Source organism: Enterobacter cloacae complex sp. 394I7 (genome assembly GCF_057320345.1).
Map to the genome: position 1 here is coordinate 245,945 of NZ_JBXWCR010000001.1, position 13,284 is coordinate 259,228.

The 13,284-nt window shown below is 53.0% G+C and carries 13 protein-coding genes and 5 tRNA genes; 13 read left to right on the forward strand and 5 right to left on the reverse strand.

Features of this window, described 5'->3' with window-relative positions; all coding sequences use genetic code 11:
* Positions 1-2 precede the first annotated feature (2 nt).
* The 12 genes from tolR (at position 3) to pnuC (ending at position 7,296) form a co-directional block, all read left to right on the forward strand.
* On the forward strand, positions 3-431 hold the full coding sequence (gene tolR, locus AC2FAP_RS01155) for a colicin uptake protein TolR (RefSeq protein ID WP_014169185.1): 429 nt from the start codon (positions 3-5) through the stop codon (positions 429-431).
* Positions 432-459: 28 nt separating this feature from the next.
* Positions 460-1,749, forward strand: coding sequence for a cell envelope integrity protein TolA (gene tolA / locus AC2FAP_RS01160; RefSeq protein ID WP_279260457.1), 1,290 nt, complete (start codon positions 460-462; stop codon positions 1,747-1,749).
* A gap of 130 nt (positions 1,750-1,879) precedes the next feature.
* Positions 1,880-3,172: a Tol-Pal system beta propeller repeat protein TolB gene (tolB, locus tag AC2FAP_RS01165; RefSeq protein ID WP_025204648.1), complete on the forward strand. Its 1,293-nt coding sequence runs from the start codon at positions 1,880-1,882 to the stop codon at positions 3,170-3,172.
* Positions 3,173-3,207: 35 nt separating this feature from the next.
* On the forward strand, positions 3,208-3,729 hold the full coding sequence (pal, locus tag AC2FAP_RS01170; protein ID WP_003858578.1) for a peptidoglycan-associated lipoprotein Pal: 522 nt from the start codon (positions 3,208-3,210) through the stop codon (positions 3,727-3,729).
* A 9-nt stretch (positions 3,730-3,738) separates the two neighbouring features.
* Positions 3,739-4,533, forward strand: coding sequence for a cell division protein CpoB (cpoB, locus tag AC2FAP_RS01175; protein ID WP_040016950.1), 795 nt, complete (start codon positions 3,739-3,741; stop codon positions 4,531-4,533).
* Between the two features lie 161 nt (positions 4,534-4,694).
* Positions 4,695-4,770: transfer RNA gene (locus tag AC2FAP_RS01180), tRNA-Lys, on the forward strand.
* A 27-nt stretch (positions 4,771-4,797) separates the two neighbouring features.
* Positions 4,798-4,873, forward strand: a tRNA-Val gene (locus tag AC2FAP_RS01185).
* A 4-nt stretch (positions 4,874-4,877) separates the two neighbouring features.
* A tRNA-Lys gene (locus tag AC2FAP_RS01190) sits at positions 4,878-4,953 on the forward strand.
* 139 nt (positions 4,954-5,092) lie between these two features.
* Positions 5,093-5,168 (forward strand) — tRNA-Lys (locus AC2FAP_RS01195).
* Between the two features lie 31 nt (positions 5,169-5,199).
* A tRNA-Lys gene (locus AC2FAP_RS01200) sits at positions 5,200-5,275 on the forward strand.
* A gap of 235 nt (positions 5,276-5,510) precedes the next feature.
* A complete protein-coding gene (gene nadA / locus AC2FAP_RS01205) occupies positions 5,511-6,554 on the forward strand; it encodes a quinolinate synthase NadA (RefSeq protein ID WP_040016951.1) in 1,044 nt (347 codons plus the stop codon).
* A 22-nt stretch (positions 6,555-6,576) separates the two neighbouring features.
* On the forward strand, positions 6,577-7,296 hold the full coding sequence (pnuC, locus tag AC2FAP_RS01210; protein WP_020884957.1) for a nicotinamide riboside transporter PnuC: 720 nt from the start codon (positions 6,577-6,579) through the stop codon (positions 7,294-7,296).
* Here the strand turns inward: pnuC and zitB are convergent.
* A complete protein-coding gene (gene zitB / locus AC2FAP_RS01215; protein WP_020884956.1) occupies positions 7,293-8,231 on the reverse strand; it encodes a CDF family zinc transporter ZitB in 939 nt (312 codons plus the stop codon). The genes pnuC and zitB overlap by 4 nt on opposite strands.
* 106 nt (positions 8,232-8,337) lie before the next feature.
* Entirely contained in the window at positions 8,338-8,718 is a 381-nt protein-coding gene (locus AC2FAP_RS01220; RefSeq protein ID WP_485452814.1) for a YbgS-like family protein, read from the reverse strand.
* 304 nt (positions 8,719-9,022) lie between these two features.
* On the opposite strand from AC2FAP_RS01220, the gene aroG reads away from it, so the two are divergent.
* The gene (gene aroG / locus AC2FAP_RS01225) at positions 9,023-10,075 is read left to right on the forward strand and encodes a 3-deoxy-7-phosphoheptulonate synthase AroG (protein ID WP_040016953.1); all 1,053 of its coding nucleotides are present in this window, start codon (positions 9,023-9,025) and stop codon (positions 10,073-10,075) included.
* A gap of 61 nt (positions 10,076-10,136) precedes the next feature.
* Here aroG and gpmA read toward each other — a convergent pair whose 3' ends face one another.
* The 3 genes from gpmA to galK form a co-directional block, all read right to left on the reverse strand.
* A complete protein-coding gene (gene gpmA, locus AC2FAP_RS01230; RefSeq protein ID WP_020884954.1) occupies positions 10,137-10,889 on the reverse strand; it encodes a 2,3-diphosphoglycerate-dependent phosphoglycerate mutase in 753 nt (250 codons plus the stop codon).
* A 206-nt stretch (positions 10,890-11,095) separates the two neighbouring features.
* Positions 11,096-12,139, reverse strand: coding sequence for a galactose-1-epimerase (gene galM, locus AC2FAP_RS01235; RefSeq protein WP_014169196.1), 1,044 nt, complete (start codon positions 12,137-12,139; stop codon positions 11,096-11,098).
* On the reverse strand, positions 12,133-13,281 hold the full coding sequence (gene galK, locus AC2FAP_RS01240; RefSeq protein WP_040016955.1) for a galactokinase: 1,149 nt from the start codon (positions 13,279-13,281) through the stop codon (positions 12,133-12,135). The genes galM and galK overlap by 7 nt, the downstream gene beginning before the upstream one ends.
* Positions 13,282-13,284 lie beyond the last annotated feature (3 nt).

Genomic DNA, 13,284 nt, shown 5'->3' on the forward strand with positions numbered 1-13,284 from the left:
CCATGGCCAGATCGCGTGGACGAAATCGTCGCGAGCTCAAGTCCGAAATCAATATCGTTCCACTGCTGGACGTTCTGTTGGTACTGCTGCTGATCTTCATGGCGACAGCACCCATCATTACCCAGAGCGTGGAGGTTGATCTGCCGGATGCGACAGAATCACAGGCGGTAAGCACCAATGACGATCCTCCAGTCATCATTGAGGTTTCCGGTGTAGGGCAATACAGCGTAGTGGTAGAAAAAGATCGTATGGATCAACTGCCACCTGAGCAGGTTATTGCTGAAGCGCAGCGACGCCTGGAGTCAAATCCGAAAACGGTCTTCTTAATCGGTGGCGCGAAAGACGTACCATACGATGAAATTATTAAAGCGCTGAACTTGCTACATAGCGCGGGCGTTAAGTCAGTTGGCTTAATGACTCAGCCTATTTGATCATCTGCGTAGTTTTTGGGAACCGATAGTGTCAAAGGCAACCGAACAGAACGACAAGCTTAAGCGAGCGATAATCGTCTCCGCAGTGCTGCACGTTATTCTTTTTGCAGTGCTGATCTGGAGTTCGTTCGACGAGCACATTGATGCATCATCGGGCGGCGGTGGAGGCTCTTCCATTGACGCCGTCATGGTGGATCCCGGTGCGGTAGTGCAGAACTATAACCGTGAGCAACAGCAGAAGGCGAGTGCAAAACGGGCTGAAGAGCAGCGTGAAAAACAGGCGCAACAGCAAGCGGAAGAACTGCGTGAAAAGCAGGCCGCTGAGCAGGAGCGACTGAAGCAGCTTGAGAAAGAACGTTTGCAGACGCAGGAAGCAGCGAAAGAGCAGGCGGAACAGCAGAAGCAAGCTGAAGAGGCCGCGAAGAAAGCTCAGGAACAGCAGAAGCAGGCGGAAGAGGCGGCAGCCAAAGCCGCGGCGGACGCGAAAGCACAAGCTGATGCTCAGGCAAAATTAGCGGCGGAAGCGGCGAAGAAAGCCGCAGCCGATGCTCAGAAGAAAGCTGAAGCCGAAGCGGCGAAGAAAGCCGCTGCTGATGCTCAGAAGAAAGCTGAAGCGGAAGCGGCAAAAAAAGCTGCTGCTGATGCTCAGAAAAAAGCTGAAGCGGAAGCCGCGAAGAAAGCCGCTCAGGAAGCAGAGAAGAAAGCTGCTGCCGATGCTGCGAAGAAAGCGGCTGCTGCCGAGAAGGCTGCAGCAGAAAAAGCGGCCGCAGCTGAAAAAGCCGCAGCAGAGAAGAAAGCCGCCGCCGAGAAAGCGGCTGCTGACAAAAAAGCTGCAGCAGAAAAAGCTGCTGCCGATAAGAAAGCAGCTGCAGAGAAAGCCGCCGCCAAAAAAGCGGCCGCCGCTGAGAAAGCCGCGGATGCCGCTGGCGTTGACGATCTCCTGGGCGATTTGAGTTCTGGTAAGAATGCGCCGAAAGCGGGCGGTGGTGCGAAAGGCAGTGGTCAGCCTTCTAAAGACAGTGGTACTTCTGGTGCCAATGGTGGGGCGACGGGTGCTGATATCAGCGCTTATGCTAAGCAAATTCAGGTTGCGATTCAGAACCGCCTGTTTGATGCAAGCATCTATCAGGGCAAACAATGTGTACTGCATATCAACCTTGCGCCAGATGGTAGGTTGAAAAGCGTGACCTCTGAAGGGGGCGATCCTGCGCTTTGTCAGGCAGCATTGGCCGCTGCAAGGTCGGCGAACATTCCTAAACCGCCTAGTGAGGCTGTTTATGAACGGATAAAAGATGCCAAACTGGACTTTAAACTGTAATCGACTGTCCTTACGGAAGTATGAAAAACAGTCTATTGTCCTAACGAGTGTTTAGTAGTTTTGTCTATTTGGGTTTGTTAACATTCTGCTAAATTATCGTGGGTAAGGTTACCCGGATAAGGGAGATATGATGAAGCAGGCATTACGTGTAGCATTTGGTTTTTTAATGCTGTGGGCAGCAGTACTGCACGCAGAAGTACGTATCGAGATCACCCAGGGGGTGGATTCGGCACGCCCAATCGGTGTTGTTCCGTTCCAGTGGGCCGGTCCTGGCGCTGCGCCTGAAGATGCCGGTGGCATCGTTGCGGCTGACCTGCGTAACAGCGGTAAATTCAACCCATTAGATCGTTCTCGTCTGCCTCAGCAGCCGGGCAGCGCGCAGGAAGTACAGCCTGCCGCATGGTCTGCGCTCGGTATCGATGCTGTCGTTGTTGGTCAGGTTACACCTAACCCGGACGGCTCTTACAACGTTGCATGGCAGCTGGTTGATACCGGCGGTGCACCGGGTACCGTTCTGGCACAGAACTCTTACAAGGTCACTAAACAGTACCTGCGCTACGCGGCACACGCTGCCAGCGATGCGGTATTTGAAAAACTGACCGGCATTAAAGGTGCGTTCCGTACCCGTATTGCTTATGTGGTACAGACCAATGGCGGTCAGTTCCCGTATGAGCTGCGCGTATCTGACTACGATGGTTACAATCAGTTCCTGGTGAAACGTTCTTCTCAGCCGCTGATGTCTCCAGCCTGGTCTCCGGACGGTTCTAAACTGGCTTATGTTACCTTCGAAAGCGGTCGTTCAGCGCTGGTTATTCAGACGCTGGCTAACGGTGCTGTTCGCCAGGTTGCGTCGTTCCCTCGTCACAACGGTGCGCCTTCGTTCTCTCCGGACGGTACCAAACTGGCGTTTGCGCTCTCTAAAACCGGTAGCCTGAACCTGTACGTGATGGACATTGGCTCAGGTCAAATTCGCCAGGTGACCGATGGTCGCAGCAACAACACCGAACCGTCCTGGTTCCCGGACAGCCAGAACCTGGCATTTACGTCTGACCAGGCAGGTCGTCCACAAATCTATAAAGTGAACGTCAACGGCGGTGCTCCACAGCGTATTACCTGGGAAGGTTCGCAGAACCAAAACGCAGATGTGAGCAGCGACGGTAAATTTATGGTAATGGTCAGCTCCAACGGTGGGCAGCAGCACATTGCCAAACAAGATCTGGTAGCGGGTGGCGTTCAAGTTCTGTCGTCAACGTTCCTGGATGAAACGCCAAGTCTGGCACCTAACGGCACTATGGTAATCTACAGCTCTTCTCAGGGGATGGGATCTGTGCTGAATCTGGTTTCTACAGATGGGCGTTTCAAAGCGCGTATTCCGGCAACTGATGGACAGGTAAAATCACCTGCCTGGTCGCCGTATCTGTAAATAATAATTAATTGATTACTAAAGGAATCATAGAAATGCAACTGAACAAAGTGCTGAAGGGGCTGATGATCGCTCTGCCTGTAATGGCAATCGCAGCGTGTTCTTCTAACAAGAATGCAAGCAATGACCAGAGCGGCGAAGGCATGATGGGTGCCGGTACCGGTATGGACGCGAATGGCAATGGCAACATGTCTTCTGAAGAGCAAGCGCGTCTTCAGATGCAGCAGCTGCAGCAGAACAACATCGTTTACTTCGATCTGGATAAATACGACATCCGTTCTGACTTCGCTGCGATGCTGGATGCTCACGCTAACTTCCTGCGTAGCAACCCGTCTTACAAAGTCACCGTAGAAGGTCACGCGGACGAACGTGGTACTCCAGAGTACAACATCTCCCTGGGTGAGCGTCGTGCTAACGCCGTTAAAATGTACCTGCAGGGTAAAGGCGTTTCTGCTGACCAGATCTCCATCGTTTCTTACGGTAAAGAAAAACCTGCAGTACTGGGTCACGACGAAGCGGCTTACTCCAAAAACCGTCGTGCCGTACTGGTTTACTAAGAGAATTGCATGAGCAGTAACTTCAGACATCATCTGTTGAGTCTGTCGTTACTGGTTGGAATAGCGGCCCCCTGGGCCGCTTTTGCTCAGGCACCAATCAGTAGTGTCGGCTCAGGCTCGGTAGAAGACCGGGTCACTCAACTCGAGCGTATTTCTAACGCTCACAGTCAGCTTTTAACCCAACTCCAGCAACAACTTTCCGACAACCAAAACGATATTGACTCTCTCCGTGGTCAGATTCAGGAAAGCCAGTATCAGCTTAACCAGGTTGTGGAACGTCAGAAGCAAATCTTGCTGCAGATGGATAGCCTCAGCAGCGGTGGCGCAGCTGCGCAGCCAGCAGCAGGCGATCAGAGCGGTGCGGCGACGTCAACCCCTGCTCCTGCGGCAGATGCTTCGGCCTCGACGGGAGCGCCTGTTCAGAGCGGTGACGCGAATACGGACTACAACGCGGCCATTGCCCTGGTACAGGATCAATCTCGTCAGGATGACGCTATCGCTGCGTTTCAGAACTTTGTGAAGAAATACCCTGATTCCACTTATCTGCCCAATGCAAATTATTGGCTGGGTCAGCTGAATTACAACAAGGGTAAAAAGGACGATGCGGCGTTTTATTTTGCCTCAGTGGTGAAAAATTACCCGAAATCGCCAAAAGCGCCTGATGCGATGTTTAAAGTCGGCGTCATCATGCAGGACAAAGGTGACACTGCGAAAGCGAAAGCGGTTTATCAGCAGGTGGTTGCTAAATTCCCTGGCACCGAAGGTGCGAAGCAGGCGCAAAAACGTCTGAATTCGATGGGATGATTATCGCATGACCAGAAATCGCGTTATTTCTGGTCGTGCAGCATGATTCGTAAGCAGTTAAGTGATCTTCATCGAAATTTTTGTTGCGCTGAATTCTTAAATCAGTAATATATGCCGCCGTTGCCACGGGATATCAAACAACGTGAAAACAGCGTAAAAGTGGGTCGTTAGCTCAGTTGGTAGAGCAGTTGACTTTTAATCAATTGGTCGCAGGTTCGAATCCTGCACGACCCACCACTTAAAGCAGTTCCGGTAGTACAGAGTGGGTGATTAGCTCAGTTGGTAGAGCATCTCCTTTACACGGAGGGGGTCGGCGGTTCGAGCCCGTCATCACCCACCACTCCGGGTCGTTAGCTCAGTTGGTAGAGCAGTTGACTTTTAATCAATTGGTCGCAGGTTCGAATCCTGCACGACCCACCAATTTTAATGTCTTACTCAGATGTTAAACGTGAAGGATAACGTTGCAACAGCAACAGCCCGTAGGGCGAGGCGAAGCCGAGTCATCCTGCACGACCCACCAGGTTATTGGTATGAGTAAAAATTCAGGCAACACCCAAGCGGGTCGTTAGCTCAGTTGGTAGAGCAGTTGACTTTTAATCAATTGGTCGCAGGTTCGAATCCTGCACGACCCACCAGCCTGAATAGATTTGCAGTACATCCCGCAAGGGGTCGTTAGCTCAGTTGGTAGAGCAGTTGACTTTTAATCAATTGGTCGCAGGTTCGAATCCTGCACGACCCACCAATGTAAAAAAGCGCCCTAAAGGCGCTTTTTTGCTATCTGTATTCCGCATATTTTGACCTTGCAGGTCGGCTCCGGCGAAGTCGCCATCCGATGCGTGCTACGCGCACCTATTTCCGGTGACTTTTTCTCGCAAATTCGCTATCTTGTTTAGTATACAAAACACATTTGCCGTCCGTTTTGCTATGTTATGCAAAAGAAAGGCAATAATGTTAAGCCAGTAAAACGAGAAGCCATAATGAGCGTGATGTTTGATCCAGAAGCCGCAATCTATCCCTTCCCGCCAAAGCCTGTCCCGCTGAGTCAGGATGAGAAGCAGTTTTACCGTGAGAAGATCAAACGACTTCTCAAAGAGCGAGATGCAGTGATGGTTGCACATTACTACACCGACCCGGAAATCCAGCAACTGGCGGAAGAGACCGGGGGCTGCATCTCTGACTCTCTGGAGATGGCACGCTTTGGTGCCAGACATCCTGCTTCCACGTTACTGGTCGCAGGCGTTCGCTTTATGGGGGAAACCGCAAAGATTCTCAGCCCTGAAAAAACCATTCTGATGCCAACGCTACATGCGGAGTGTTCACTCGACCTCGGCTGTCCGATTGATGCGTTCTCGGCCTTCTGCGACGCCCATCCGGACCGTACCGTGGTGGTCTATGCCAATACCTCTGCCGCAGTGAAAGCGCGGGCAGACTGGGTCGTGACGTCAAGCATCGCCGTTGAACTGATTGAGCATCTGGACAGCCTGGGCGAGAAAATCATCTGGGCGCCTGACCGCCATCTCGGCAATTACGTGCAGAAGCAGACCGGCGCTGACGTGCTTTGCTGGCAGGGTGCCTGTATTGTTCATGATGAATTTAAGACGCAGGCGCTCTCGCGCATGAAGGCGCTTTACCCGCACGCAGCGATCCTTGTTCACCCGGAATCACCGCAGTCCATTGTCGACATGGCGGATGCCGTGGGATCCACAAGCCAGCTTATCAATGCTGCCAGGACGCTGCCGCACAAGCAGCTCATCGTGGCAACCGACCGCGGTATCTTCTATAAGATGCAGCAGGCCGTGCCTGAGAAAGAGCTGCTTGAAGCACCAACGGCGGGCGAGGGGGCGACGTGTCGTAGCTGCGCGCACTGCCCGTGGATGGCGATGAACGGCCTGAAAGCTATTGCTGAGGGGCTGGAGAAAGGCGGAGCAGCGCATGAAATCCATGTGGATGCTGCTCTGCGTGAAGGTGCGTTAATTCCGCTTAACCGCATGCTGGATTTTGCGGCTACACTACGTACTTAATTCAATACGCCCTGGGGAAAAGATGGATTTTTTTAGCACACAGAACATTCTGGTTCATATACCGATTGGTGCAGGTGGCTATGACCTGTCATGGATTGAGGCCGTGGGTACGCTGGCTGGGTTATTGTGTATCTGGCTGGCAAGCCTGGAGAAGATCAGCAACTACGCGTTCGGGTTAATTAACGTTACGCTCTTTGCGATTATCTTCTTCCAGATCCAGCTGTACGCCAGCCTGCTTTTGCAGTTGTTCTTCTTTGCGGCGAACATTTACGGTTGGTACGCGTGGTCGCGGCAGAACAGCCAGCAGGAGGCAGAGCTGCAAATCCGCTGGCTGCCCTTACCGAAAGCTATCGCCTGGTTTGTCGCCTGCGTTGTCGCCATTGGTTTAATGACCGTCTATATCAACCCGGTGTTTGCATTCCTGACCCGTGTCGCGGTGTCGGTCATGTCTGGCCTCGGGCTGAATGTCGCTATGCCATCACTCCAGCCGGATGCTTTCCCGTTCTGGGACTCCTGCATGATGGTGCTGTCGATTGCTGCGATGATCCTGATGACCCGTAAATACGTTGAGAACTGGCTGCTCTGGGTCGTCATTAACGTCATTAGCGTGGTTATTTTTGCACTTCAGGGCGTCTATGCGATGTCGCTGGAGTATTTGCTGCTGACCTTCATTGCCCTGAACGGGAGCCGGATGTGGATTAACAGCGCGCGTGAGCGAGGCTCTCGCGCGCTTTCGAACTAATGATGGTGATGATGTGAATGGCCGGACTGCGCCTCGTTCAGGTGGCAGTCCGGGCCGTTACAGGGCTGGTACTCCATCTGGATGGTGGCGTGGCCAATCTCATAGTGATGTTCGAGAAAGTGCTGGATGCGCTCAAGCAGGCCATCATGGTCATGGGTAGGGATCACCTGGACGTGCAATGTCATGACCGGTTTCTCACCCACCAGCCAGACGTGAACATGATGCACATTGCGCACCTCGGGTACGGAACGACGCAGGTTGCGTTTAAGCTCGGCAATGTCCACGGATGCCGGTGCCCCTTCAAGCAGTTCATTCACGCTCTCCTTCAGCAGCCGCCAGGCACTGCGCAATACCAGACACGATACCAGCACGGAAAGAATCGGGTCGACGGGCGTCCAGCCGGTATAAAGGATCACCAGCGCGGCCACAATAGCACCGACGGAACCCAGTAAATCGCCCATAACATGCAGAGCCGCAGCGCGCACGTTGAGGTTCTTTTCCCCGCTGCCGCGATGCAAAATCCAGAACGCCAGAAGATTCGCCAGTAGACCTGCTACGGCGATAACCATCATTGTCGCTCCGGCGACTGGCTGTGGGTGACGAAAGCGCTGTATGGCTTCCCAGACGATAAGAAGGGTGATAACCACCAGAGCAATAGCGTTAACAAACGCCGCCAGAGTGGTCAGTCGCAGCCAGCCAAAGGTATGACGCGCGTTAGGCGGACGACGGGCAAACTGCACGGCCAACAGGGCAAAGAGCAGGGCGGCGGCATCGGTAAGCATATGTCCGGCATCCGCCAGAAGCGCCAGAGAGCCGGAAACCAGGCCACCAATGACCTCGATAACCATAAACGTTGCCGTGACGCCGAAGGCCAGCATAAGGCGTTTAGCGTTGTCATCTCCAGGAGACGGGGTGTGTGAATGCGTGTGCGCCATATCAGCTTTCCTTTTTGTTATTGTTTTTAGTGTAGCGTTTTTAATGGCTTACTCCAAAAAGAAAGGAGAGCCAGAGCTCTCCTTTTACGTTTACATCCGTCACGGATTATTGGGTTGTGCCATCCGTTTTGGTATTGGCATCGTCGCCCACTTTGTCATTCGAATTCGGACACTTACCGTTTTTGCACATGGTGTTCTTATGCATCTCATCGGTACTCATCGTGTCATGATTCATGGTGCCAGAGCCGCTACTGTCCGGATGCAACATCGTGCCTCCGGTATTGGTGTTCCCGGTATTGATCTGGCTGTTATCGACATTATTCGGGGCGATATTCTGTTTTGCATCAGGGGCGACTTGTCCCGCCGCCGCCGCGGCATTCGCGTCACCGTTGTTATCTGTTGAGCCCGTCTCAGCAGCAAGGACGCTGCCGCTTGCCAGGGTGAGGGAGGCTGTGAGGAAGAGGGTTGCCAGTTTCGTCATTTTCATCTTGGTGCTCCTGTTCTTGTCGTTACGCTGGATAACATTTTCCAACAGTGCATCTTTTTCAGAGGCGAAAGATTCCGTCATACGGACTTACGTCAGTATGGAATCGCGTTTAATCAAACAAAAGTGGTTGTTACAGTTAAAAAGCTTAGGTTAGATCTCGTTTTTCGCTATTTTGTGGCGATTTTTAGGTGAATTCCAGGAATTATCTGCGTGAAGTGTAAAACCGTGTTTACACTTTCTGGTCGGCAAGTTAGATTGAAAGGATTGCTTTCATTACTAAAGATATGGCAGAGCTGGAAAGAAAATGAATTATCAGAACGACGATTTACGTATTAAAGAGATCAATGAGTTATTACCTCCTGTAGCACTCCTTGAGAAATTCCCCGCCACTGAAAATGCCGCAAACACGGTGTCTCATGCTCGTAAAGCGATCCATAAGATCCTGAAAGGTAATGACGATCGTCTTCTGGTGGTGATTGGCCCTTGTTCAATTCACGATCCTGCTGCGGCCAAAGAGTACGCAGCAAGGTTGCTCCAGCTTCGCGAAGAACTGCAAGGCGAGCTGGAAATTGTCATGCGTGTTTACTTTGAAAAGCCGCGTACGACCGTTGGCTGGAAAGGGCTCATTAACGACCCGCATATGGATAACAGTTTCCAGATCAACGATGGTCTGCGTATTGCGCGCAAACTGCTGCTGGAGATCAACGACAGCGGTTTGCCGGCTGCCGGTGAGTTCCTCGACATGATTACGCCGCAATATCTGGCGGATCTGATGAGCTGGGGCGCAATCGGTGCGCGTACTACAGAATCTCAGGTTCACCGCGAACTGGCGTCAGGTCTCTCGTGTCCGGTTGGTTTTAAAAACGGTACCGATGGCACCATTAAGGTGGCAATTGACGCCATCAATGCCGCCGGGGCACCGCACTGCTTCCTGTCCGTCACCAAATGGGGTCACTCCGCCATTGTGAATACCAGCGGTAACGGTGACTGTCATATTATTCTGCGTGGCGGTAAAGAGCCGAACTACAGCGCAAAACATGTCGCAGACGTGAAGGTCGGGCTGGAAAAAGCGGGTCTGCCACAACAGGTGATGATCGACTTCAGCCATGCCAACTCCAGCAAGCAGTTTAAAAAGCAGATGGAAGTCGGCGCCGATGTTTGTCAGCAGATTGCCGGCGGTGAGAACGCGATCATTGGCGTGATGATCGAAAGCCATCTGGTGGAAGGTAACCAGAATCTGGAAGGCAGCGAGCCGCTGGTGTACGGTAAGAGCGTCACGGACGCCTGCATCGGCTGGGACGATACGGATGTCCTTCTGCGTCAGCTGGCGAATGCGGTAAAAGCGCGTCGCGGCTGAGTTTCAGGAGCCAAATAAAAAAGCGTGGATTGCTCCACGCTTTTTTTATGTCCAGCGAAAATTATTTCGCTTTACCCTGGTTCGCTACAGCCGCGGCTTTTGCAGCGATCTCATCAGCGTTGCCCAGATAGTAATGTTTGATTGGTTTGAAGTTTTCGTCGAACTCATACACCAGCGGAACGCCAGTTGGGATGTTCAGTTCGAGGATCTCGTCTTCACCCATGTTGTCCAGGTATTTCACCAGCGCACGCAGGGAGTTACCGTGAGCTGCGATGATCACGCGCTCGCCGCTTTTCAGGCGTGGCAGAATGGTTTCGTTCCAGTAAGGCACAACGCGGTCGATGGTCAGCGCCAGGCTCTCGGTCGTTGGCAGCTCAGCATCCGTCAGTTTCGCGTAACGCGGGTCGTGGCCCGGGTAGCGCTCGTCATCTTTGGTCAGCTCTGGTGGGGTTACCGCGAAGCCGCGACGCCACTGTTTAACCTGCTCATCACCGTATTTTTCAGCGGTTTCCGCTTTGTTCAGACCCTGCAGCGCACCGTAGTGACGCTCGTTCAGTTTCCAGGATTTCTCAACCGGCAGCCAGGCCTGATCCAGTTCGTCCAGAACGTTCCACAGTGTATGGATGGCACGTTTCAGCACAGAGGTGTAAGCAAAATCAAAGCTGAAGCCTTCAGCCTTCAGCAGTTTACCTGCTGCTTTTGCTTCGCTTACGCCTTTTTCTGACAGATCAACGTCGTACCAACCGGTAAAGCGGTTTTCGTTGTTCCACTGGCTTTCGCCATGACGCACCAGGACCAGCTTAGTTACAGCCATATCGTACTCCTCATAAGCTTTATTGAATGATAACAATTCTCATTATATTGCCGTGACAGTGCCAGCAGCAACGCTTAACCCTAACCATAGCGAAAATAGTCTCTGAGTGTAAGATGCTTGTGAATCCAGGGTTATGATTTTGTCTGCGATCGGCGCTATTTTCAGCAACACGGAGAGAAAAAGCCCTCCGCAAGGAGGGCTGGGAATTATGAATGCGGGATGAAATGATATTCTGTCACGCTAACGTACTCTTCACCCGGGCGCAGCACACAGTCCGGCTGTGGCCATTCTGGATGGTTCGGGCTGTCCGGCAGGAACTCGCTTTCCAGCGCCAGACCTTGCCAGTCGCTGTACTCTTCATGTTCGCGTGCCGTGGTACCGCCAAGGTAGTTGCCTGAATAGAATTGCAGGGCAGGGGCCGTGGTGTAGACCGTCATCTGCAGTTTCTCATCTGCAGACCAGACCTGCGCGGCAGGCTGAGTCACATCACCTTTCGCCTGCAGCAGGAACGCGTGGTCATAGCCTTTCACCTTGCGCTGATCGTCATCGCTCAGGAAATCCTGCGCGATGGTTTTTCCGCTGCGGAAATCAAAGCTGGTATCGCTGACGGCCTTGAGTCCCTGATACGGGATCCCCATTTCATCCACCGGCAGATAGGCATCGGCCAGGATCTGGAGCGTGTGATTACGCACGTCGCACTGGTTGCCGTCCAGGTTGAAATAAGCGTGGTTGGTCAGATTGACCGGGCACGGCTTATCAACTTTCGCGCGATATTCAATGGCGATACGGTTATCGTCAGTCAGCGTGAAATGCGCGAACGCGGTGAGGTTACCGGGGAATCCCTGGTCACCGTCACGCGAGTCCAGTGAGAACAGCACTTCGCGGTCGTTTTGCTGAACGATTTTCCAGCGGCGCTTATCGAACCCTTCAGGTCCACCGTGCAACTGGTTTTCGCCCTGACTGGAAAGCAGCGAGTAACGCTCGCCATCAAGTTCGAAAGCGCTTTTCGCGATGCGGTTAGCATAACGGCCGACAGACGCGCCAAGATAGGCGGACTGATTGACATACTGCTCAGGCGACGCGCAGCCAAGCAGGGTTTCACGTACGCTGCCATCAGGCATTGGTACGCGAGCGGATAGCAAAGTGGCACCCCAGTCCATTAACGTAACCACCATTCCTGCGCTGTTGCGCAGGGTTAACAGGCGATACGGCAGGCCATCCGGGGCAAGGGTTGGCGTTTCGTTTAGCACTGTCCTGCTCCTTGTGATGCTTTACACACGTAGAAAGTTTCTTTAATACCTGTTTTCGCTTCGTACTGTTTTTCCACCGCCTGCTGGACGGCAGGGACGAGCTCTTCCGGCATCAGGGCAACAATGCAGCCACCGAAGCCGCCGCCGGTCATGCGCACGCCGCCTTTATCGCCAATCGCGGCTTTGACGATGTCCACCAGGGTATCGATTTGCGGAACGGTGATTTCAAAATCGTCGCGCATGGAGGCGTGAGATTCTGCCATCAGTTCACCCATACGTTTCAGGTCGCCTTTCGCCAGCGCGGACGCCGCTTCAACGGTACGGGCATTTTCCGTCAGCACATGACGAACGCGTTTCGCCACTACCGGATCCAGTTCGTGCGCCACTTTATTGAACTCGTTGAGCGAAACGTCACGCAGCGCAGGTTGCTGGAAGAAGCGTGCGCCGGTCTCACACTGCTCGCGGCGGGTGTTGTACTCACTGCCCACCAGCGTGCGTTTAAAGTTGCTGTTAATAATTACCACAGCTGCGCCTTTTGGCAAGGGAACGGCTTTGGTGCCCAGAGAGCGGCAGTCGATAAGCAAGGCATGCTCTTTTTTACCCAGCGCAGAGATCAGCTGGTCCATGATGCCGCAGTTACAGCCCACAAACTGGTTTTCCGCTTCCTGACCATTCAGGGCGATTTGTGCCCCGTCCAGCGGCAGATGATAAAGCTGCTGGAAGACGGTACCCACGGCGACTTCCAGCGACGCGGACGAGCTTAACCCGGCGCCCTGAGGCACGTTTCCGCTGATGACCAGATCAGCGCCGCCCACGTTTTTATTACGTTTCTGCAGGTGTTTTACCACGCCGCGCACGTAGTTAGACCATTGCTGGCTGTCGTGGGTAACGATGGGTGCATCGAGGGAAAACTCATCCGTCTCATTGTTGTAATCCGCTGCAATAACGCGGACTTTACGGTCATCGCGCTTAGCGCAGCTAATGACCGTCTGGTAATCAATGGCGCACGGCAGAACGAAACCATCGTTATAGTCGGTATGTTCACCAATCAGGTTCACGCGGCCAGGCGCCTGAATGACATGGGTGGCAGGGTAGCCAAATTTCTCAGCAAACAGGGATTGTGTTTTATCTTTCAGACTCATTTT